This window comes from Bradyrhizobium sp. WYCCWR 13022 (assembly GCF_030435535.1).
GTDB lineage: Bacteria > Pseudomonadota > Alphaproteobacteria > Rhizobiales > Xanthobacteraceae > Bradyrhizobium.
On record NZ_JAUIZJ010000002.1, the window covers coordinates 1,324,159 to 1,349,147 of the forward strand.

Annotated in this window: 2 protein-coding genes; both read right to left on the reverse strand. The window is 65.8% G+C overall.

Annotated features, from left to right (window positions below):
- Positions 1-6: 6 nt before the first annotated feature.
- Positions 7-24,039, reverse strand: a complete 24,033-nt coding sequence (locus QY049_RS07555) for a leukotoxin LktA family filamentous adhesin (RefSeq protein ID WP_301269236.1) — start codon at positions 24,037-24,039, stop codon at positions 7-9.
- Between the two features lie 71 nt (positions 24,040-24,110).
- Positions 24,111-24,869, reverse strand: coding sequence for a hypothetical protein (locus QY049_RS07560; protein WP_258762301.1), 759 nt, complete (start codon positions 24,867-24,869; stop codon positions 24,111-24,113).
- Positions 24,870-24,989 lie beyond the last annotated feature (120 nt).

Consider the following 24,989-nt stretch of genomic DNA (forward strand, 5'->3'; position numbering starts at 1 on the left):
CCTACTCTACCACGCTTCCGCAAGACGGCTCACTGCCGGCTTCGTCATGACGCCGACTGCGGCATCTTTCCAGCCAGGACGCCCCGTGCGCTGCCCGTGGCGGCGCAGCTTGCGCATGTCGCTCAGCCCCTCGATGTTCACCGCGGGACCGGACCCGATGGCCTCGACCGGTCGCGGCGACAGCAATGCGTCGAGCCGCGCATGGCCGGAGAGACCGAGTTGATAGAACGTTCCCCCGCTCTTCTGCGCCAGCCAGGTGTCGATGCTCTCATAGCCCTCGCCGTCGATGGCGATGTTACGCATCATGCTGGCGCCGGTGTAGTCGTTGCAGCAGGTATGGGTCGCTCCGTAATTGGTGACGGTCGCCGAGATGTCGCCGGTGTAGAACACCACATAGGCGTTGCTGACATTGGCGTTGCCGACCTGGCTCATCGCGAACACGCCGCCCGGCTGATAGAGCTGGAGTGATGGCCAGCTCGTCGGCGCCGGCGAACGATTGTTCAGCAGCACCTGCTCGGTCGCTGTGGTCAGAACGAGCTGACCCGGCACATAGCCGTTCAGGATCGAGACGGCGCGGGCATCGGTCAGGAAGTTGGCATCCACCACGTTGAACTGATTGACGACGATGCTGTCCGGATCGAGCGAGATGTTGGCCGACGTCGCCGTCCCGCCGTGATAGCCGGTCACGTTCATGATCAGCGGAATCGGCGGCGTCGAGCGGATCTGCTCGCCCGTGACGTTGATGGTATCGGCCGCGAGGTCGAGTTCCCTGACCACGCTGACGAAGCCGATCGTCAGGTCGCCCCGCGAGGACAGCTTGATCGTGCTGCCCCGGATGCGGTCCAGCGTGATCGAGCCGGCCGTGTCGAAATGCGTGTCGCCGTTGGCGGAGATCGATCCACCGCGGAGCGAGCCGGTGTCGGACGTGAGATTGATGTCTCCGGCATCGCCCGGAATGCCGGTGGTGGTGAGGTGGGTGAAGCCGATATCCGTCACGGCGTGCAGCGTCTGCGTGCCACCGCTGACGGCCGTTGCGAGATCGATGCCGCCCGTCGTCGCGGTAATACCGAGCGAGCCGCCGACATTGAGGTTGTCCCAGCGGATCACCGTGCCGCGCAGGGTCGCATCGCCGGTGGTCGCCGTGAGGTTATGCCCGGTGTTCGACAGTGCCGCGATCAGCGTGGCCGAACCGTTGGCCGCGACCGAGCCCTGCGTCGTCATGCCGCCCGATGTCACGGTCTGCGCCAGGATGAAGCCGTTGTCGGCGGTGACGTTGATGCTGCCGGCATCGCCGGTGATGCCGGTGGCGGTCAGCGCGTTGAACGTCACGTTGTCATGGGCGTGGATCGTCTGCGTGCCGCCGCTCTGCGCGGTCTGGAAGGTGATGCTGCCCACGCTAGCCGTCATGCCGAGCGACGTGCCGACGTTGAGCGTGTTCCAGTTCACCGGACCGCCGGCGGTCAGGAGGCCCGAACCGGTCGCGGCTGCGAGCGTGTTGCCGGTGATAGTCGTGCCGGCAACGAGCGCCGCCGAGCCGTTGGCCGAGATCGAGCCCTGCATCGTCGCGCCGCCTGACGTCACGGTCTGGGCCAGGATGAAGCCGCTGTCGGCGGCGACGCTGATGCTGCCGGCATCGCCGGTGATGCCGGTGGCGGTCAGCGCGTTGAACGTCACGTTGTCATGGGCGTGGATGGTCTGCGTGCCGCCGCTCTGCGCGGTCTCGAAGGTAATGCTGCCCAGGCTCGCCGCCATGCCGAGCGACGTGCCGACGTTGAGCGTGTTCCAGTTCACCGGGCCGCCGGCGGTCAGGAGGCCCGAACCGGTCGTGGCTGCGAGCGTGTTGCCGGTGACGGTCGTGCCGGCAACGAGCGCCGCCGAGCCGTTGGCCGAGATCGAGCCCAGCGTCGTCACACCGCCTGACGTCACGGTCTGGGCCAGGATGAAGCCGCTGTCGGCGGTGACGCTGATGCTGCCGGTATCGCCAGCGATGCCGGTGGCGGTCAGCGCGTTGAACGTCACGTTGTCGTGGGCGTGTATGGTCTGCGTGCCGCCGCTCTGCGCGGTCTGGAAGGTGATGCTGTCGGCCGTCGAGGACACGCTCAGCGTTGTGCCCGCCGTGAACGAGGTCCAATCGACCAGGCCGCCGCCGCCGATCGAGCCCGATCCGGTGGTCGCCGTCAGCACCCTGCCCGTGCTGGTTGTTCCCGATGTCAGCGAGGCCGAGCCATTGGCCGCGACCGAACCCTGCGTCGCCGTCCCGCTCACGAGCACGGTCTGCGCCAGCACGAAGCCATTGATGGCGTTGACCGTGATGCTGCCGACGTCGCCGGTGATGCCGGTCGCGGTCAGGCTGTTGAAGGTGACGTTCTGGTCGGCCTGGATCGTCTGCGAGCCGCCGCTTCTGGCGGTTGCCAGCGTGATGCTGTCGGTGGTCGAGGTGACGCCGAGCCCAGCCGCCGCGTCGAGCGTCCCGCCATTGACGGCGGCGTAGGCAGTCAGCTCGATGGCTCCGGCCGTGGTGCCGAGCTGCGTGAAACGAAGGGCGCCGGCACTGTCGACCGTCATGTCGCCACTGCTCGTCGCCGTGCCAATGACGACGTCGCCCGCATGCGTCAGTGTCTTGGCGGTGATGGTGCCGCTCGCGCCATTGGCCGTACCCGCCAGGACGCTGTCGAGGCTCAACTTGCCGCCCGAGACGATATCGACCGACCCGTGGATTGCCGACAGCTGGACCGCATCGAGATCGGCGACCGAACTCAGGTAAATTCCTCCGGTGCCGGCAGTCGCCGTCAGCAGCGGCGTGTCGACGCCGACCTTCTGAGTCGAGGTGCCGATGCTGTTTGCAGAGAGCGACACCTCGGCGTTCGCGGCCGTCGCGGTGATATTGGTGTGGCCATCGCCATTGGCCGTGATGGCGCCGCCGGTGCTGTTGATCGTGATGACGGTCGCGGCCGAAGACGGATTGGCGGTCGAAATCAGCTCGCCGAGCACGATATCGCCGGGCGCGGTCAGGCTGATCGATTGCCCGGACAGGATCGAGGCATTCGCGCTCATCGTGATCGATGCGCCGACCGCGGTCGATCCGGTCAGGCACGGACCGGAGCAGACCGTGACCGATCCCAGCGACGAACCCGCGGCGCCGCCGAACGAGATGCCGGCATCGCTGATGAGCGTCAGCCCGTTGGCGGCCGTCAAATTGCCGACGTTGAGCGACACCGGGTTCTGCGTCGCCAGCGTCGGACTATAGATGAAGGCGGATCCTGCAATCGTGCCGCTCAGCAGGCCGGTGGCGCCGACCTGAACCGTGAACGGCGTGTTCTGCGTACCGACATCACCCGATGCGTCAAGGATGATGTTGTTGGCGGCCATCGTGACACCAGCCAGATAGCTGTCGATATTGCCGTTGGTCGCGGTCAGCGACACGGTGTCCGTGGCGAACACCTTGCCGAAGATGGCATCGCCGCCGGTTGCAGTCAGATAGGCGTCGGTACCGGCCTGCGCCGAGATCAGCTTGCCGTTGACATGATAGGTGAACGCATTGGCGGCCGAGCCGATCGCGTTTGTGGCGGCGAGCGTCAAATTGCCGATCGCAGCATCGGCCGGGTTGATCACGACCTGATTGGCATACAGCGCCGCGCCGGAGGAGTTCGTCGCCACCAGGATGCTCTGCGGTGCCAGCAAGGTGACGTCCCCACCCGCGGTGATCTGACCGATCGTCAGGCTCGCCACCGGGTGTCCGTCACTCGCGGCCGCCTGGACGTACAACGCGGCGCCTGATGTCGCGTTGAAGGTGCCGCTGGCGTTGACGTAGAGCGGCGCCGTCTGCGCCAGTTCGACGGAGTTCAGATCATTGACCGTCACGCCGTTCGGCAGACTGCCCAGCGTCAGGCCGCTGAGCGTGTTTCCATTGACGGTGACGCCGGCCGGCAGATGGGCAAGGTCGATACCGGCCAGAACCTGGTTGCTGACCGTCGCGCTGAACGTGATCGAGCCCGGCGTGGTCGCAACCGACAGCGCGGCCTGCTGCGTCGTGGTGATCGTGCCGTCCTTCAAGTCGGTCAGGCCGATCGAGACGCTGGGCGCGGTGCTGCCGACGCTGTTGCCGGCATTCAGCGTCACGTTACGGCCGACAACGCTGGCCGTGACATTCGTCCCCACGGTCCCGGCCGAGGGCAGCAACGCGGCATTGCTCAGCGTGGAGACGATCTGTCCCGTCGAGTAGACGGAGTTGGCCACCAGGCTGAGGATGCCGTCGCTCACCTGCGGCGTGCCGTTGGCCGTGAGGGTCTGGTACTGCGAATTGCCGTAGGCCTGGATCGTCGTCACGTTCGCCTGGTACTGCGTATTGGCGTAGCTCTGGATGGTCTGAACGAGGCCCTGGTACTGCGTGTTGCCGTAGGCGCTGATCGACGTGGCGTAGGACTGGTACTGGGCCGCCGCGTAGCCCTGGATTGACGCCAGGTCAGTCGCATAGGACTGCGCAGCGAAGGCCTGCACCTGTGCATTGGTCGGATTGTTTCCGAGGAAGGCGACGGCGGCAGCCGCAACGTTGGTGATGCCGGCCGCGGTCAGCGTCAGCGCGCCGTTCTGGATCGTGCTGTTGCCGGCCCCGACGATGGTCTGGAACACCAGATACGACTGATTCAGGATCGCCGCGCTCGACGCCTGGTTCGAGTAGTAGCCTTGCAGCGCGGCCGCATTGAGCATCAGCGCTCCGGACTGCACGGTCCCCTGCCCCAGCATCGCGATGAAGCTGTTATAGTCCGCGGTCGAGATCGTGCCATAGCCGTTGCTGAACGGGTTGTTGACGTTCGTTCCCGCATGCGCCTGCTGGGCCCAGTCGGCCAGAACAGCATTGGTGATCGGCGCCGGCGCAGAGCAATTGTTGTACTGGCAAGTATTGCTGTAATCGAAGCTGGTCCGGTACGTACCGCTCGCGAGGTCAACCACGATGTTGAGGTTGTTCGCTGCGTAGGTCAGCACTTCCTGCTGCAGCGGCTGGTACTGGCCGTTGGCGTAGGACGAGAACGTGCTGCCGTAGCTCTGATACTGCGAATTGGCGTAGGTCTTGATGGTCGTCGCGAAGCCCTGGTACTGGCTGTTGGCATAGGCCTGGACCTGCGCCGCCGTCGGCGCCGTCGTGCCCAGGTGCAGCGCCGCAGCCGTCGCTGCCGAGAATTGGGCGATACCGGCGGCGGACAGCGTCAGCACGCCGTTGACGACCTCGCCATTGGCGCTCGCGGTCAGCCCCTGGAACGTCAGGTAGTTCGCGGCCGTCAGCGCCGCCGAGGCGTAATAGGACACGCCGGGGTCACTGAGGACGAAGCTCGAAGTCGACACCCCGTTCACCGTCGTCGTCTGGACCAAACCGCTCGCCAGGAGCTGCTGCAAGGGATTGCTGCCGAGCGCCGTCGACGCATTGGCGAGGATACCTGCGGTGTTGAACTGGAACTGCCCGGACGCCGCGCTGCCGCCGGTCGCCAGCGTCTGAAGATTCTGCAGGACTGTCGCCGAACTCAGCACGAACTGTCCGCCTTGCAGTGAGCCGGTGCTCAGAAGCGAGGTGAACGCGGTCGCGAGCGGCGCGGAGAGCACCTGCACAGACACCGGCGCGAGACCGGCTGCGCTCAGCGTCAGCACACCATTGGTGACCGTGCCGTTGGCGGTGAGCGTCTGATAGTTCTGCAAGTCGGTGCCGTACAGTGCCTGGCTGGCATATTGCGCCACCTGGGCATCCGTGGCGGTTGTCTGCCCCGGGGTCAGGATCGGGCCCGAACAGCCACCAAAGCCGCTGCAGCCCTGCTGGTCCTGCTGCTGCAGGTAGAGGAAGACCTTGTTGGCCAGATCCGTGTACTGCGCCTGGGCGCCTGAACTGATCGACTGGGCGTACGACTGGTAGATCGGGTTGGCGCTGCTGAACAGCGAGTTCTGGTACTGCTGATTGGCGTAAGTCTGCACCTGCAACGCGGTCGGGTTGGCGACGCCCAGCGCTGCCGCGGCGATCGACGTGTAGGCCGCAAGGCCGCTACTCGACAGCGTGAACACGCCATTGACGACCGCGCCGTTGGCCATCAACTGCTGGAACGAATTGTAGGCGGCGGTCACGCCGGCCTGCGCGTTGGCCAGAACGCCGGCGCTGCTGAAGACGAAGTTGCCGCTCTGCAACGAGCCGCTGGTGGTGAGGTTGACGTAGGACTGGTAGTTCGGCGTGAGCTGGGCCTGCGCCATGCCGTTCAGGCCTGCCGGCGACAGGGCCAGCACACCGTTCGACAGCGTGCCCGAGGCCAGCAGCGCGGTGTAAGCGCTATAGTTGGCGGCACTCAGTCCGGTCTGGGCATAGGACGCCACGTTGTTGAGCACGAACGTGCCGTTCTGGATCTGCCCGAGCGCCATCAGGCTTGCAAACGTCGTCCTGTCAGCGCTGGGAAGCAGGAACGCGAAGGTCTGCAGGAACTGCATCGCATTGGCGGCGCTGTAGGTCGCCGTCGATCCGAGCAGATCGGTGATCGCGATCGGGTTGTTGGGGTTTTGCTGGTTGTATTGCGCCAGTAGTTCGGCGGCGAAATTCCGGTAGGCGGTGCTCGCCGCGGTCGAGATCGACGTCAGGTAGCCCTGATACTGCACATTCGCCGCGCCGTTGATGTTCGTCGCATAGGACTGGTACAGCGCATTGGCGTAGGCCTGCACCTGCGCGTCGGTCGGGTTCGGATTTTGCGTGGTCGACGCCGCCTGGCGGAAGGCCGCGATGCCCGCGGCGGTCAGGGTCCAGACGCCGTTCACCAGCGAGCCGTTGGCATAGAGCGTCTCGAAGTTCTGGTAGTCCTGCGTCAGCGCCGTCTGGGCGAGCGAGGAGACACCGCTGGCACTGAGCTGGAACGTGCCGCCGCTCAGCGTCCCGTTGCTGAGCAGATTGGCGAACTGGGCATAGTTGGTGCTCGACAGCGCGCTCTTGGCGTAGCTCAGGATGCCGCTGTTGGTCAGGACGAAGGTGCCGTTCTGAAGCGAGCCACTGGCGCTCAGCAGCGAGAACGCGACCGCCGGGGTGGCATTGAACGTCGTCGCCGTCTGCAGCGGCTGGTACTGGGCCGTGGCGTAAGACTGGATCGTCGTCGCGAAGCCCTGATACTGGCCGTTGGCGTAAGTCTGGATGCTCTGCGCGTAGCTCTGGTACTGCGCGTTGGCATAGGCCTGGACCTGCGCCTGCGACGGCGAGGCAACATGCAGCGCCGCGGCCGCAGCCGCGGTGAAGAAGGTGACGCCGGCCGCGGTCAGCGTGAGCACGCCGTTGCTGACGGTTCCGTTGGCGGCCGAGGTCAGATTCTGGAACGCGGTATAGCCGGCGGAGCCCGAGCCCAGCGCGGACGACGCATAGTAGGCCACGCCCGCTGTCGTCAGCGTGAGAACGCCACTGTTGACCGAGCTGTTTTGCGCAGAGGTCAGCGTCTGGAACAGGCCGTATTGCGTCGACGTCAGTCCGGCGGACGCGTAGTGGGCGACAGCGGCATCGCCGATCGCGCCCGTGCTCAGCGTGAACACGCCGTTGACGACGGTACCATAGGTGTTGAGCGTCAGCAGGGCCGCCGCATTCGTCGCATAGTTGGCGACCTGCGCATTGGTCTTCCAGCTCGACCCGTAGGCCTGTCCAAACACCGTGGCGATCGGCAGATACAGCGTCGGCGCGTAAGCCTGAATGGTGTTCTTGTAGCCCTGATAAGCCGTATTGGCGTAGCTCTGGGTCGCCGATGCGTAGGCCTGGTACTGGCTATTGGCGTAGCTCTGGATCTGCGCCGATGTCGGGTTGGCGATGCCAAGGGCAGCGGCCGCCGCCGCCCTGAACTGGTTGATGCCGGTCGCCGTCAGGGTCAGCGTGCCATCCGATCCGATCGTGGCGTTGGTGCTCGAGGTCAGCACCTGGAAAGCGGCATAAGCCGTCGACCCGAGCGCCGCCGAGGCGTTCGCCGAAACGCCGGCCACGGTCAGGGCCAGAACCCCGCCGGTCCCCAGCGTCGCGCCGTTCGAGGTCAACGTCTGGAACTTGGTATAGTCCGTGGCCGACAGGGCCGTTGGCGCATAGGTCGCGATCGAGGCCAGGTCGCTCGACAGCACGTAGGTGCCTTGCGCATTGGCGTAGCTCTGGATCGCCGACGCATAGGCCTGGTACTGGCTGTTGGCGTAGGTCTGGATTTGCGCCGATGTCGGGTTGGCAATGCCAAGCGCGGTGGCCGCCGCGGCCTTGAACTGGGCGATGCCGTTCGCCGTCAATGTCAATGTGCCATCCGCCGCGATCGTGGCATTGGCCGCGGCCGTGAGGCTCTGGAAGGTGGCGTAGTCGGTCGAGTTCAGCACGCCGATGGCAAGACGCGAGATGCCGGACGCGCCGAGCGGCGCCGAGCCGGCCTGGATCGTGCCATGCAGCAACAGCACGCTATAAGCCAGGAGATCGCGGTTCACCGTGTTGGAGAAGGCAATGACGCTCGCGAGCGCGGTGTCGTTGGCGCCATCAAGCGCGGTCAGGTGCAGGGCCGAGGACACCGCCGCGACCTGCGCCGACGTCAGCGTTTGCGACGCGGTCTGCCCACTCGCGTCGAGGATCGTGCCATAGGGCACGTTGAGCAGCACGTCGCCGCTCGCCGACGCGATCAGGCCAACCCGCAGATCGCTGGAATAGGCCGAGGACGCCGCGGTCTGGGTCAGGCCGATGTCGCCATGGGCCACGACGTTGACGATGCCGCCGCTATACGAGCCGTCAGCCTGCTGCGAGGCATTGGCGCTGATCGACAGCGGGTTGGTGATCGAGCCGACGGCACCGAGCGTGCTGATCAGCGAGATGTTGCGGCCGGTGACCTGCGCATTGGCGCCCGCGACGAGATCGCCGGTGGCAGTGATGTTGACGTCGCCGAAGCCGCTGTTGGCGTTGCCCGACGACACCTGCCCGAGCGTGGCGCCCGAGGCGAGGTTCAAATAGACGCCGCCGACGCCGGCCTGCGCCGATAGCGCCCCCGGTGCCGATCCGGTGTTGGACAGCGTCGCGTTGATCGAAGCCGCCAGCGAGCCGATGCCTCCCGAGGCGTTGAAGCTCGCACTCTGGGTCAGGATCGAGCCCGTCGAGGTCTGCGAGATGCTGCCGCCGGTCGTCGTGTTGAAGAGCTGCTGCTGCGACGACGAGTTCACCGACAGCGCGCCGTTCGGATTGACGATGCCGCCTGTGAAAATCACGTTGCCGTTCGAGGCGATGTTCACCGTGCCGCTGGCGTTGCCGCCGAAATTGATCCCGAACCGGTTGTCCGCCTTCACCGACGAGGTGATGGTCAGCGTGCCGTCGTAGACCAGATTGTAGTTCCAATCGCCGGTGCTGGAACCGTTCTGGTGGAAGCCATAGCTGCAAGAGGTTCCGTCACAATGGCCATAGGCGATGTTCCTCTGTTGGTATTGGTTGACGGTCCCGCTGATGGTTTCCTGGAACACCGGCAGGCTCGTCGAATTGCCAGTCGTGATCGTTCCCTGCGGCGTCGACGAGAGCGTGCCGTCCGCTGCGACATACGACCAGGGCTGATTGACGTCGCCGGTGAATTGCCAGTCCGAGTAGTCGCCGATGGTGAGGACGGGAAGGCCGGTGGCCGGATCGATGGTCGTGGTGCCGCGATGGATCGATGCCTGTTGCACCCACTGGAAGCGCAGCCCCGAAACCGGATCGTAATATCCGTCCGAACCAGAGGTCGTGGAGCAATTGTTCGCGGCCGTACAGCCGACACTGGTGTTGGGCGGTGCGCCGTCCGCGGTCTTGTAGAGGTTGATGGCGTTGGTCGCCGGCGAATAGACGTAGGTCGAGGTGTTGTTGCCGGACGTGATGTTGCGATCGACCAGGGTGACCGTGCTGGTCAGCGCCGCGGCCGCGGCCGTGTTGCCGGTGTTGACGCCCTTGACCACGAGGTCGAGGCCGGTCTGGTTGTTGATGCTGACGCTGCCGTAGCCGCCGTTGACGTGAATGTTGCCGAGCTGGTTGGTGCTGATGATCTTGCCGTCGAGCAGCACGCTGCCGCCGCCGGAGGACGCGTTGATGTTGGCGACGGTGATCTGGTTGGTCGCGGCGTTGTAGGTCGCCAGCGGCGCACCGAACTGGTCATAGACCAGCGTCATCAGCGGGTTGGTGGTCGGATTCGTCAGGACGTCCTTCTGGTAGTTGTACTCGAAGACGGAAATGGATCCGCCCGAGACGCTCGAGTTCGTCACCGTCGTCGCGCAGCCGGTCTGGAAGTACATGCAGCTGAACGAGTTGTCGTCGCCGGTGCTGGTCGTCGTCGTGGTGACGACGGCGGGCGCAGACAGGCTCGAGTCCAGATTGATGCTGTAATTGGTCTGGCGTCCGGCGGTGATCTTGCCGTTGACGTCGATGATCCTGGCCTTGATCGCGACCTGGGCACCGTAGATCTGGAAGCTCGAGAGGCTGCGGCTCAGATTCGCCGACGCGTATTGCTGGGAGACGCTCTGGGTCGCGTCGGTCGACTTGGTCAGCGAGAAGTACGAGATGTACGGCTGCATCGCGTCGTCACCGCCGACATTGAAATCGTAATTCTGCGACAGGCTGACGACCCCATTCCAGTTGGAGGCGTACTGGGTCTGGTACGGGATGCAATTACCGCTGACGTACATGACGCAGTTGCCGAACAGGATCATGCTGATATTGGCCGGCGAGCCGTCGACCTTCGTCCCGGAATCACCAACTTCGCCGTAGAGGTCCCTGTTCAGGGCGGCAGCGCTGCCGGCATTCGGGAACAACGCGTTCGCGAGGTACGCGGCTGCGATGTTGCCGATCGGCGTACCGCTCGCCGGATTGCCGCCCGGGTACACCATGAAGCTCGCCCATTCCGAGAATGGCGCGCCGCCGGCGATATACATGCCGGAGTCATCATTCGCCGAGACCGCGACCGCGCCGTTCGGAACGGTGATCTGCACCTGCTGGCCGGTCAGATTGGCCGACAGACCGTAGGAACCGAGCGTGTTGTTGACGGTCACGAGGCCATTGACGTTGGTGACGTCGCCGAGGATCAGCAGCGTCGGCCCGTTGACGCTCAGGTCGTAGTCGGGCGGGTTGTAGGAGTTGTTGATCGCGATCGTGGCAATCCCGCTCGTATTCGCGTTGGCGTGAAGCGTCGCCGACGTTCCGGCCGCAAAGCCACTGGCCGCTCCCGTGAAGAAGATGTCGCCCGCTGCGGCAATCCCGATATAGGCGCCGGTGAGCACCAGATTGGCGTCGCTCGCGTTGTTCACCGAGATCGTCGGCGCGCCCCTGGCGGTGACGGTGCCGCTGCCGGTGATGTGGTCCGCGTTGAGGGTGACGGTGCCGCCCGAGGCGAACAACTGTCCCAGCGCGAACGCGTTGCCCGAGGTGCTCAGGCCGTTGAGCAGCGTGCCGCGGGTCTCCTGGTCGAAATGGCTGTTGATCAGCGTGGTGCCGTCGAAGGCGTTGGTATAGCTGAAGCTGAACGGCGCGCCGCCGGGCGCCACGCTGAGACAGCTGGCGCTGTTGTCGCAGGAGATGGTGATCAGCAGCGAGTTGTAGATGCCGGCCGTCAGCGTGCCGTTGACCGCCAGCTCGGCGTGGGCGTTGTTGCTGGGGTCGCTGTGGCCGTCGCTGGCGGGGATGAAGCCGAGCTCGTAGCCGTGACCGCTGCCGGTCGCGGTCGCGTTGACCACGCCGGCATAACCGCCGGCGACGATGTTCTGGCCGCTGTTGACCGATGCGCCGGCCGCGATGGTGACATTGGTGTTGTTGGTGAGCGTCGACGACGCGCGCGCATCCGGCACCGCGATGAGGCCGCGTGTGAAGCTGATCGCGGAGGCGTCATCCTGCATGGTGGTGGACGTCAGCCCATCCGGGCTCCGGCCGGCCGTGAGATTGATGTTGTCGAACGCGGTCAGCACCGATGCGCCAACCACGATGTTCTGGTTGGTCGTGATGTTGGTGTTGGCGAAGGCTGCTGCGGCGACGAAGGCAACGCCGTAGGTGTTGGCGTTGGACGAGGTGTTGGCGGACGACATGGTGTAGGTGCCGGCCCCGATCGTGCCGAACGAGGTGATCCACACCTGGTCCGCCGTGGCCGAGGACGGTGATGTCAGCGCGCCGGAATCAAAGGCCGTGGCCGAGCCGATATTGATGTTGTTGTCGACATCTGCGTGCAGCGACGACGAGACGCCGGCGCCTTCGATGCCGCCGCCGGTGACCAGCGTCACGCGGTCGGTGCCGGTGATCGTGCTGGTGGCGAGCATCTTGATGTTGCCGGGGTTCGAGACCGTGTCGGTGCCCGTGGCGATGTGGGTGTTCTTGCCGATATCGACGGTCGTCACGCCGGTCAGCGTGATGGCGCTGGTGGCGCCGACGCCGTTGATGCCGCCGCCGGCGCCCGCATTGGCGCTGGAGCCGGTGCCGACCTCGTTGAAGATGTTGTTGGCCGTGATGGTCAGGTCGGGGGCGCAATCCGAGACGTCGCAATGGCCGGGGCTGGTGCCCCTCACCCCGATCGTATTGTTGATGCCGATCCCCGCCGTCACCACCGAATTGGCGTTGTGGGTCGACGCCGCGCCGCTGGCGCCATAGGCGGCGGCCTGCCCGGTGTCGGCCATCGTCGTGTAATTGTCGATGTGGGTGGCAAGGATCGCCAGCGACGCCACCGAGATGAAATTGTCGGAACTGGAGGTCGTGGCGCCGCGGTTGCCGTTACCGATGCCGGCGATGACGGTCGAACTGTCCGACGTGTTCGCCGAGGCGCCGTTTCCGGAGACAAAACCGCCGCTGCCGGACAGCGCGTGAACGTAGTTGTTGTCGGTGCCGATGGCGGAGATCTTCACCACGCCCGTGTTGGAGGCGTCCGTGTTGTTGCCGATCGTCGCGGTCGTTGTCGTGCCCGAGGTCGCATTGGCCACCACCACGCCGACCGCCAGGATTCCCGCCGCCGCGATACCGGTGGCATTGGCGCTCTGGCCGGTGGTGTTCTGGGCGAGAACCGTGACGTTACCGGACGACAGCGTGACGTCGTCACCGATCGTGGCGGCAACGCTGGACGAGTTGGAGGCAAGCGACGCCGTTGCCTGGAGCCCGAGAAGAACAGCGCCGGAGGCGCCGACCGCGTTGGTGTAGGCCGCGTTGCCGCCGTCCTGGACGCGCTCGTAGGCCGAGACCGTCACGTTACCGGTCAGCGCGGCGTTGTTCAGCACTTCCGCCGTGACCGTTGAGTTCACGGTCGCGGTCGCGACCGAAGCGCCGACGGCGGCAGCGCCTGCGACGACGCCGAGCGCATTGGCCTCCGCATCCGGCGTGTCGGTCGCGGTCATGGTCAGGCCGCTGCTGCCGCTGGTCGTGATGCTGGCGCTGGAGCCGACCCGCGCCGTGACGTTTGCGAGGTCCGTCGCGGAGGCGGTCGATCCGTTGCCGCTGATGACGCCGCCGGAGGCCGCGACCGAATAGGCCCACAACATGCCGGCGTTGGAGGCGTTCACGCCGAGGCTGGCGGCCGTGATATTGGCGCTGCCCATCACCTGCGCGGTGACGAGGCTGGTCTTCTGGGCCGACGTGACCGAAGCGCCGACCGCGGCGATGCCGACCGAGGCGCCTTCGGTCTGGGCGCGCTGCGAAGAGGTGTCGCGGGCGCCGACATTAATGGTGGCGGCGGTGCTGCTGGTTCCCGCGACCTGCCCGCCGATCTGCGCGGTGACCACGTTGGCGACGTCATCCTCGGCGACGGCTGCATCGCCACCGAAGTAAAGCGCTCCGCCACCGGCGATCGACTGGATGTCGATGGTCCGGCCGGGACGCGCGCCGCCGCTCGCGTCCTGCACCGTCGCCAGCACGTTGATGGTGGGCGCCACCGCCGTGATGGGGTTGAGGCTCGCAAGGACGTTGCTGCCGACGGTGGCAAAGCCGATCGCGGCACCGACGCCGGCATTCTTGCCGAAGCCGGCCCCGAGCAGGAACATCTGTGCGCTGGTGGCGCTGGTCGCGCCCACGTCGATTTCATGGGCGATGATGTGACCGCCGTCGATCTGCGCGGTCACACCGTCGGCACCGCCGTTCAGCGCCGTGCTGACATCGTATGTCGAACTGGCGTGCGCTCCGGACGGAGACCCCACGGTGCCGCTCGCGACCGCGTTGCTGCCCTGGTCGGAATTGGTTCCCGAATTGGTTGCGCCCAGGGTGCCGCCGAGCTGTCCCATCTGCTGGGCGAACACGGCGCCGTCGGCAAGGTTTACGCCGACGTTGATGATCCCGATCGTCGCGGCAATTCCGGCCGAGCCGCCGATGCCGGCGGTCACCGCGTAGGACGAGACCTCGCGCGTGCTCTGGCCGACGACGCTGATCGTGCCGGACGAATTCAAATTGCTGTTGCGGGTCTCCGCGACGGTCGAGCTCTGGAAGGAGACGACGTTGGCCGCAGCGCCGACGCCGACGCCCGCCCCGCTCGCCGCGATCGACAGCGCGCCGGCGATCTCCATGATGGTCACGGTCTCGGTCCCGCTGACCGAGATCGCACCGACCGAACCGCCGCTCACCGACTGCACAGTCGTGTCGTAAATTCCGGAGATCGTCGTGTTGTTGGCGATTTCGATATTCGCCATGCCGGCGATGGCGGCGGTGCCGCCCGTTGCCGCGCCGCCGACCGAATAAGCTTGGAAATTATCCGTGGTCGAGGCCGAGACGTCGAGGGTACCGGTGCTGGCAAGGTTGATCGCCGTGGTATGCGTCCCCGTGCTGTTGCCGCGATAGTGGAACTCGTCGCCGATATAGGCCTCGGTGGTGTTGGCGCTGACCTGCACCAGGAACGCGGCACCGATGGCGGCCTGGCTGCCATAGGCGCCGCTGCCGTTGGCCGAGGCGATGCCCGTGCTGTCGGCGGCCCTGACGGACAGCGACGTGGCGGTGAGCGCGCCGCCATCGACATAGGCTTCGGTGGTCGCCTTGAAGACGTTGAGCCCGACCGAGCCGCTGTTGAAGCCGAGCGCGATCGAGGAGGCATCCTGCTCCGCATTGGACTTGACGGTGACGGCTCCGACCGCAGGTGCGCCGGCGATGATGTTGCCGATCGTTGCATTGGTGATGGTGGCGTACGTCTTGCGCGCCATCGTCGTGCTGACGATGGTGGCGCCGCCGGCGGCGCCGCCGCCACCGGTGACCGCTGCGACGCCGACGCCGAACGTTCCCGAATAGGAGAAGCTGCTGGCGGCGACGTCGATTTGCGGCGCCGGCGTGGTACTGGTCAGCCGCGTGTCGATGCCGGCACTGTCGATATAGGCATTCGTCGTTCCCTGCATCACGTTCACGATCGGGTTGATCATGATTGCGATGCTGCTGCCCAAGGCGAGGCCGGCGACGTTGGCAACCACCGCCTGGTGCGAGCTGGCAACGACGGCAAGACCCTTCACCGATTCCTGCGTCTCGCTGAGATCGGGAATATCGTCGGTCGGCGCGCTGAACCCGCCGATATTGAACGCATGCGCGAGCGTTCCGCTGTTGACCGACAGGACGTCCGACGAACTGGTGCCGAGCGCGTCGACCATGGTGGCCGCCCCGCTGATATAGGCCGACGTGCTGCCGTTGATCGAGTTGGTGACCATCGAGCCACCGCCGCCGGCCGCGCCCTTCGATATCGCGAAGGCGCCGGCAAATACGGCGATGCCGTCGGTGTTGTCGGCGAGCACGCCGACATTGTTGGTGGCGAGCACATCGGCGCCGCCGCTGATGCTGGCGGTGACGTTGGTGCCCATCACATTGGTCGCAACCGATCCTGCAAGGCCGATCTGCGACGACAAGGCCACGCCGACGGCAACCGTCGAGATGGTGGCGTTCGAAGCAGCGCTGACGTCAACGTCGCCGCCGGCGACGATCTTCGCGCCCGTGACGTTGGCGTTGAGCTGATTGCTGATCTCGCTGTAGACGATCGAAAGACCGGCGGCGCTGCCCTGGGTGGAGGCGCCCCCGACTGCCGCCGTGGAGGTGATCGCAGAATTGTCGAGCGCCCGGACGCTGACGTTGCCGGCGTTCACCACCGTATTGGCGGGGGTCGAGTTGCCGTCGCCGGTCGCCGCCGAGACGTCGTTCCTGATGGTGCTGACGACGACGCCGCCCTGCCCGGCAAACTGCCCGGTCGCAAGACCAAATCCGACCGCGACGGACTGGATCTTCGAGGAATCTTCCGCTGACACCAGCGCGCTACCGCCCGTCGCGGTCATCAGCGTCTGGGTGATGTAGGCCGAATGGGTGGTGGAAATGGCATCGGCGACGATGGCTACGCCGATATTGTTCTTGCCGGCCTGGACGAAGCCGGCGACCGACATGATCGCCGCGCCCGGCCCGGCCCCGACGCCGCCGTTGAGCGCGGCGCCGTTGAAATCGACGCAAGCCTGCGGGCCGTTCGGAGTGCTGCAATCGTCCTGCGCGACCTGGCCGTTGTTCGTGCTGCTGGCGAGGTTATGGAGCGCGGTATCGAGATCGGAGGAGTCGCCGCTTTGGGCACTGACGATGACGGTGCCGCCGGCCGACATCGTAATGGTGCTGCCGCCGACATAGGCCGCAATCGTCGGGCTGATCACGTCGATGACGATGGCGCCCGCCAAGCCGTTGCCACCGAGGCCGCCCGAAGCCGCGCCGGCCGCAATCACGGCCGCGTCGTCGCCGATCACGGCCAGCGTGTTGAATCCGTTGACTTGCGAATTGGTGATGTGGGCATCGACGGCCTTGCTGCCGCCGGGATCGCGAATTTCCGCGTAGGTCAGCGCCAGGCCGATGCTGCCGCTGCTGCTGCTGGTGCTGCCGGACAGATACAGCGAGCCGCCCCCGATCGCGATGTTGCTGGTCTGGTAGGCGTTGACGTCGAGCGTGTTCGACGTCCCGGCAGCGACGCCGGTCATGTTCGAGTTGTCGATATAGGCCGTGGTGCTGTCGGAGATCAGCGCGACCGAGGCCGCGACCGAGGCCGCAATCCCGGTGCGGGTCGCGGTCAGCCCGAGCGCGACCACGGTTTCCGAACCGCCGGTCAGTGCGGTGACGCTGGCACTGGCTTCGTCGCTCATCGTCGTGTTGGCGATGAAGGCAGTCGTCGAATTCTGCGAAATCGCGACCGCGATGGTTCCGTCAACGGCGGCGCTCGGGTTGCTGCTGCCGGCAAAATTGAGCGCGGCTGCGCCGGAGCCGTTGTCCAGAATGGTGTAGTTCAGCGCCTCGACCTGCACGAACGGCGCAGCGCCGGCTGCGTAGGGATTGGTCTGATTGATCGTGACGCCGGAAACATAGGCCGTGGTGTCGATCCCGGTCTGCGAGACCGCCGAACTGCCGGCGATATCGATGCTGAAGCTCGGCGACTTGCTGCCGGACTTGGACGCAGCGGCCGCCGCGGCCCGGTTGAGCTGGCTTGCCACGGACGTCCCGAATATGCCGGTTGAACCCGACAGGATCGACTTGGCCTTGGTCGCCGAGCCCACCTGGGCGAACGGATCGGATTCCACCACCGCGACCGAAGCAACCGTGAGGCGGCCGGCGGTTGCGGCGCGCATCGTCAGCGCACTGCTGGTGATATCGCCGCCGTCGGCGGATGTGGCGCCGCCGTCGTCGCCGCTGAACGTCTGGATGTCGCTGTGATTGTCGCCGATATAGGCGGCCGTGTCCGCGTCGACCGTCAGATAGGCGACCGCGAGGCCGACGCCGGAGGTGGTGCTGAGCTGGATCGCGCCGGCGAGCGACAGCACCGAGATGTTCTGATAGGCCTCGACATCGATCGTCGCCGCCGTGACCGTGGCACCCGAGCTGATCGAGGCGTGGGTCTCGTTGTCGATGAAGCCGAGCGAGGTCAGGCCGTTGAGCGCGATGCTGCCGGACGACGAACCCGACGTCGGCGCGATCGCAAACATCAGGTCGGTCGTGATGGCGGTGACGGCGATGTCCTTGGCGCTGAGCATGACGCCGTTGGAAACGCCGGCGTTGGTATTGCTGCTCGAGATGATGAGGTTGAGCGAGCCGCCGGCTGCCACCCCGCCGGAATCCGCTCCGGGCATCAGCACCAGAGGCCCGAACACGCCGCCGATGTTGATCGAGTTGTTGGTCGCCGTCGCCGAAACGGTGATGTTGCTGGCAAAATTCACCGTCAGGCCGTTCTGGCTGCCGTCGGCCACCTGCGTCGACCAGGCACCCGTCGTGGTCTTGTTCGACGTCAGGCTCGCGCCGCTCGCGATCCATGCCGTGGTGTTGTCGGTATTGCCGAAATAGGCGAAGGAGCCGGAGACGCTGGCCGTGCTCCCGCCGCTCGCGGTCGCGTCGGCATAGGTGGTGACGACGTTGTTGACCGCGCCGAAGTTCGCGTTGAGATGGCTGAGCGTATCGCTCAGCCCGTCCCACTGGCCCCAGGTGTTGGTGTTCGGCAATTCTGTATCGGCCGACACTGCGATCCGCGATGCGTCGACAATGACATCCTGACCGACATAGGCATTCGAATTGTGGTTATAGCTGCCATAGGCAACCGCAGCGGCGATGGTGCCCGCTTCGGGCTTGTTCGGATTGCTGACGGTGACCGAGGACGACGAATTGTTGCGGATCTGGTCGTCGATCACCCGGCTGACGACGCTGACGTCGCCCGCGGAATAGATCGCCGGAGCGTTGCCGCCGCCGATCGCGGTGATCTCGGCATTGGCCGACTGGTTGCTGGTGGCAAGCGACAGCGAGCCTGCGACCTTCAACGGAAATTCGATCGACACCAGCGGGGACATCAGGGCGCCGATAACGCCGGCGGACACCTTCCCGAGACCGGCGATGCCGGAGGTGATCGCGCCGACCAAGGCCGGCTGCCCCAGCGTTACGGACGCACTGACCGCGTTCTTGCTGGTATCCGAAAACGCCGAGACCTGCACCGGGCCCGGCGCCGCCGCGCTCGAACTGCCGACGTCGGCGCCGAGGATCGCAGTTGCCACGCTGCTGACATTGCTGACGGCGGCGACTGCGCCGACGCCACCGGAGCCGGTCGTCGGGTTGAAGGCGAACGCCGTGGCGCTGGTCGAGAACGAATTGCCGTTTCGCGCGGTGACGCTGATGCCGCCGGCGCCGGCGCTGATATTGGCGCGGCTGTTCACGATGGCCTGGGTCTGGATGTCGGCCTGGCCAACGGCCACGGTCGTGATGAACTGCCCCGCCGTCGTGATGGTCAGCGCTGACACATCCAGCGTGGCATCATTGGCGGCAGCGACCCGCAGCGATCCGCCGGCTGCGATCGTCGCATGATCGGCGACGGTCACCGAGACGTTCGCCTTCACGCTGCCGACCACGACGGAGGCGCCGAACGGCGAAATCGCGCTCACGGCGACGACGGGATCTGCCGCCGTCTCCGACCCCGTTGCCGTGATCGCGACGTTGCCGGATCCCGAGATGTTGGCGTACGAATTGATCGCCACCGTTGCGGTCGATTCGCCGGCGACGTAGCCGCCATTGACGCCCAACCCGGCGAGCAACACGCCGATCGTGGCCAAATACCCAAAGGCGTTGCTGGTGAAGTTCGACGACGCCGACGAGTTGGCGGCAATGGTAACGTTGCCGCCAGTGATCGTTGCCGCGTCGACCGTGATGCTGGTGGTCGAACTTGCAAGGCCCGAAATCAGGCTGGTGCTCCAGGCCGCGGACAGCGTGACGTCACCGTCGGTGAAGGTGCTGCCGCCGGAATTGATCGCCTTGGCCAGGATCTGGGCGCCGGTCGCGACCGTGATGATCGGCGCGTCGAGCTCGATTCCCAGCGCATTGTGCGTAGAGTGAGACTGCGCGTTGAGGAAGCGGGTGTCGATGATGCCAGACGCTGCGACGTTGATCTGCTTGTTCGCCGATATCGTCAGCTTGGTCGCGTTGGCCGACGCGAGAATCAGCGCCGCGATCTGGCTGTTGCTGACGAACGCATAGTCCGGCGTGTTCGGATTGCTCGCCGCGATGACGATGTTGTCCTCGTTGAAGCCGAACCCGACCGTGACTGCATTGATGGACGCGCCGGACACGACGTTCAGCGTGGCGCCGGACAGACCCACTGCGATGCCGTTGCCGGCGGTGATGGATGCCGTCGATGCCAGCGTCAGGCCATGGGACCCAGCCGACAGCGCGAAGGTGCCCGCGCTCATGGCGGCAACATAGTTGGCGATGACGTTGTTCGACAGGATACCGCCTGAGCCGTTGCTGCCCGACGAACTATTGACCGTCAGGTCTTCGTCGAAGGCGAAGATCACCGTGCCGTTGGCGCCGGCCGAGAGCGTCGCTCCGTTCGCAACCGTGATCAGGTTGGAACTGAGCAAGACCGTGCCGCCCTTGACGGTGCCGCCGACGCTGACGAGACCCGAGCCGCTGCCGGCTGCGTTCAGGGTGACCGTGCCGGACGTGTAGCTCGTGCCGCTGTTGACCGCGAGCGCAACCACCTTGCCCAGCGCGGCGACCGTGATCGTCGGCGCGGTCAGCAACAGGTTCACCGAATTGCCGGTGGACACGTTGTTGCTCATCTGGGTGCCGTCGACGACGCCGGTACCGTCGACCGTGATCGACGACGACGCCGACAGTTGCAGCGTGCCGATGCCGTGCATCGCGGTGACATAGCGCGCCACCGTCGCATTGGAGACGAACCCGGACGCGGCATTGTTTGTCGACGTGCCGGCATCGCCGACGAACATGGCGGTCGCGGTGCCGGTGTTCAGGTTGATCTGCGAAGCGGTCAGTTGCAGCGGCGTTTGCGCATTGATCTGCGCCCCGCCGCTGGAGGCGGCGTTGATGTTGATGACGCCGGCACTGCCTGCGTTCAGGAGAATGGTGTTGCCGCTCACGGTGCTGTTGGCCGCGAAGGTCAGTGTCGGCGCGGAAAAATTCAGGTTGCGGGAGCTTCCACCGGCGACGACGGCGCCGTTGTCGATCGAGATCGAGCTGCTGGCGGAAAGCCCGAACGTGCTCGACCCGGCGAGCGCGGCCAAATAGCTCGCGATCCTGGCGTTGGAGAGGAAGCCTGCGTTGGCGGCGTTCTGGTCGCTGGACGGACCGACATAGATCGCGCTCTGTCCGTCGTTGAACGTCACGAGGCCGCCGTTCAACGTTCCGGCACCGACAGTGATGTTCGACGAGGTCAGCGTGATGTTGCCGGCCGAATAGAACGTGCTGCTGGAATTGACGACGTCGGAACGCACGGACGCGCCGGCGGCAATGCTGATGGTCGGCGCGGCAAGGACGATGTTCGCCGGCGCTCCATTGCTAACCCCTCCGCTCTGATGGCGGACGTCGATGACGCCGGCGGCATCGACCGCGATCGACGACGCGCCGGATATCCTGAAGGTCTCGATCGGGCCGGCGGCGAGATAATTCGCGATCGTGGAATTCGTCAGATTGACGGCGGCATCCGCAGCGACATCGCCGATCACGACGTCGGCGGCGCCGTTGGTGAGGCTGAGCGTGGGCGCGGCCAGGTGCAGCGGCGTCGCCGACGAAATCTGGGCACCGCCGATCCGGCTGGCGTCGATATTGAGGTCGTTGCCGGCCAGCAGGGACACGGCATTGCCGCTGACGCTGCTGCCGCCTGCGAGCGTGATCGACGGCGCGCTCAGCGTGACGTCCAGATTGCCGCCGCTGATGACGCCCGCCGCGCCGACGGCCAACGAGACCGTCGAGGACAAATTCATCTTGCCGCTGCCGTTGAGTGCGGCGACGTATTGCTGCACGCTGGTGGCGTCGTTGACCGAGAATGCCGATTGCAGGGCGTAGTTGACCACCGCGCCCGCGACCGGGTCGCCGTCGTTGACGCCCGGCGCCGAAAACGCCGCCCCCGTCGCGACCGAGATGTTCGGCGCCTGCAGCGTGATCGCCGCCGTGCCCAACGGAACCGACGAGGCGATCGTGGCCTGCGCGCCGACATTCACGGTCGAACCGGCCCAGAGGTCGACATTGTCGCCGACGATCGCGCCATTGGCCGAGACGACGCCGCTCGAGGAACCCGTCGCGTCGAACCTGACGTTGCCGCCCACATAGGTCGTCGTGCCGTCGGCATTGACCGCACCGGCGAGAATTTGACTGCCCTGCGATGCGGTGATCGACGGGGCGGTCAACACGACGTTTTGCGAATTCGCGGCGGCAAACCCGTCGGAATCGCGAATGCGGGTGTCGATGACGGCGGTCGCACCCAGCGTGACCGAGGCGCCGGCCTGCAGCGTGGTGATGCCGCCGGCCAGCGTACCGGCCACCGAAACGGTGCCCCCGGGCGTGCCGGTGGCATCGAGGGTGATGTCGCCGGTCGTGAAGGCCGAGTCGGAATCGTTGATCGCCTTGGTCAGGACCTGGCCGCCGGCCAGAACGCTGACGGTCGGCGCCTTCAGCGTCACGCCGAGCGAGCTGGCGGTGGAAAGGCCGCCGCTGATCTCGCGGGTATCGACGATGCCGGTGGCGTCCACGATGATGGAGGTTGCCGCACTCACGGTCAGATCGCCTGCCCCGTTCATCGCGGCGGCGTACCGGGCAATCGTCGCGTTCGAGATGAACCCTGTTGCGGTCCTGTTGGCCGAGACGGTGCCGTCGCCCACGATCGCAGCAGCCGTGCTGGTCAGCATCAGGTGCGCGGCATTGAACTGCAGCGCGGTATTCGCCACGATCTGCGCGCCACCATTGGCGGCAGCGTTGACGTTGATGGAGCCGCTCACGCCGGAATCCAGCAGCACCGTATCGCCGCGCACGTAACTGCCGGCCAGCAGGGTCAGCGTCGGCGCGCTCAGGGTGACGTTGAGGCCGCCGGCGCCGGCGTCGACCCGGCCGTGCTGGTCGATCGTGATCGAATTGCTCGCCAGCAGCGTGAAGGTGCCGGTACCGTTCAGGGCCGAGATCGCGGCCGCGACCGTCGCGTTCGACATGTTGACATTGGCATCGCCCTGCGAGGCGTCTCCGATGACGATGTCGACGGGATCGAGAACCAGCGTGCCGTGCCTGCCGTTCGGCGCCGCCAGATCGATCTGGACCTTGTCGCCGATATCGAACCTGCCGTCGGCGCTGAGGTCGACCAGACCGCCATTGCCCCTGGCGGCGCCGGCATCGATCTTCGCGCCGCTCCTGACGGTCAGGTCGCCTTGCGTCTTCAGCGTGATGTTGCCGGCATCGCCGGTCCTGCTGGCTGTAGTGAGCCTGGCGTTCTTGCCGACTTCGATGCCGTTGCCGGCCGTGACGGTGATGTTGCTCGGCGTCGTGGTCTTGCTGCGCGCGGTCAGCCGCCCGTTGACCGTCGCCTTGTTGACGGCGCCGATATGGATCGAGCCGTTGGAGACGGTGATGGCGCTGGCGCTGCGCAGACCCTTCGAATTGACCGACGCCGCGAACTTCGCGGCGTGATCGAGATTGGCGATGTCGCGCTGGCTCGCGCCGCCGACCAGCACGTTCTGCCCGGTCAGGCGAACGCCGTCGATGGCGTTGATCCGGCCGTAGATCCTGATATTGCCGTCAGGCGAGACCGGGAACGAGCCCGCCATCAAATTGCCGACCGCGGTGCCGTTGACCGCGCCACCCGGGCCGATCAGGCTGTCGGTGAACTCGCGCGTCGGCGTCGAGACGTTGAGGCTGCCGACATTGACGGTGCCGCTGCGGCCGACGACAAAACCCTTGGGATCGGCGAAGTAGACGTTACCGCCGATCGCCCCGTTCATGTAGGAGTTCAGCGTGCCGTTGACGTAGACGGGGGCGTCGCGAACGATGTTGACGAGGTTCTGCGTGCCGGTCGGCAGTTGCAGATTGACGGTGTTGCCCTGCCCTACGCCGAACTGCGAGAACGAGTTGAAGGCGTTGGCGCCCGACACCGTCGACGTCGTGACGTTGGTGACGCTGCCGGAGGTCTGCAGGCTCGTTCCGGTGCGCCCGTCCGGAACGATGACGTTCGCCGTCTGCGCCTGAAGGCGGACGCTGAAGACGGGCAGAAAGACCATCTGCATCGCGCAGAGCAACGACATCGAACGGAAGCGTGCAAGTCCTTGCAGCATCCGTTCGCCGTTGCCGTCTCGCGTCGCAAATGGTCCGCGCATTTCAGTCCCTCTTCATCGGCATTGGCGCCGATCCACGACCACGTGGGAGAACGACGTGAGATCGCCCGCGGTCAGAACTGGCCGGGCGGGAGCTTGAAGACGTCGGGGCTCTTGGCGTCGGCCACGTAGAACAGCAGCAGGCCCGTCGGCGTGAGCACGCGCTGGTTGTTCTCCTTGTTCTCGAACGTGCCCTGGAGCAGCAGGATCACCGAACGATCCTTGGTGTCGCTGCCGCGGAACATCACGATGCCGCCGTTCACGGGCATGTTGACCGCGATCGATTCGGGCTTGAAGCCCTCGCTGAGGAAGTGCGCCCGCAGGATGTTGGCGTTGGAGAACAGCTTCTCCGGCGTCATGGCCGCGTCGGTGGCCTTGGACCAGACCGCACCGACCTGGATCAGCGACTTGGTCTTGTAGCCGAACACGTAGGAGAGCTCGGCGGTGCCGCCGTTCTGCAGCAGCTCCGGAACGGAGAGCAGCACGCTGTGGGTCAGCTCGGACGGGTTGTCCTGGGCCTTGATGGCGTCGGCCTTCGGGTTGAAGTCCTTGGCCATCGCCGCGCGGACGTCGGCCTCGTTCATGCCGAACTTGGCGGAGCGGAAACCGTCGATCGCCTTGACCTTGTCGTCGGCGGACGCCGCAGCGGGCTCGGTGGAGGCGGCCGGCGCCGCAGCGGCGGGGGCTGCTGCAGCCGGCGGAGCGCCCGCCGCGACCGCTTTCGGAGCGGCCACGGCTTTCTGCTTGGGCGTCGCGCCCTGGGCGGCCAGCGGCCCGACCGCAACAGTGGTGAGAAGGCCAACCAGGGCCGAGGCGAGGTAGATTTTGCGCATCGTAAACCTTCGAAAACAACTGGAAACAACGACTCAAAAATCGGCGGTTCGTTAATCGGCCTCCGCGAAACGCGTCTCAACCGGGACGGAAATGTTGCAATGCCACAAGGCGTTACGAGG

What these genes read in the sequence shown, in the direction of transcription:
- QY049_RS07555 (WP_301269236.1), bottom strand. Translation starts at nt 24,039, where the DNA reads ATGCGCGGACCATTTGCGACGCGAGACGGCAACGGCGAACGGATGCTG.
- QY049_RS07560 (WP_258762301.1), bottom strand. Translation starts at nt 24,869, where the DNA reads ATGCGCAAAATCTACCTCGCCTCGGCCCTGGTTGGCCTTCTCACCACT.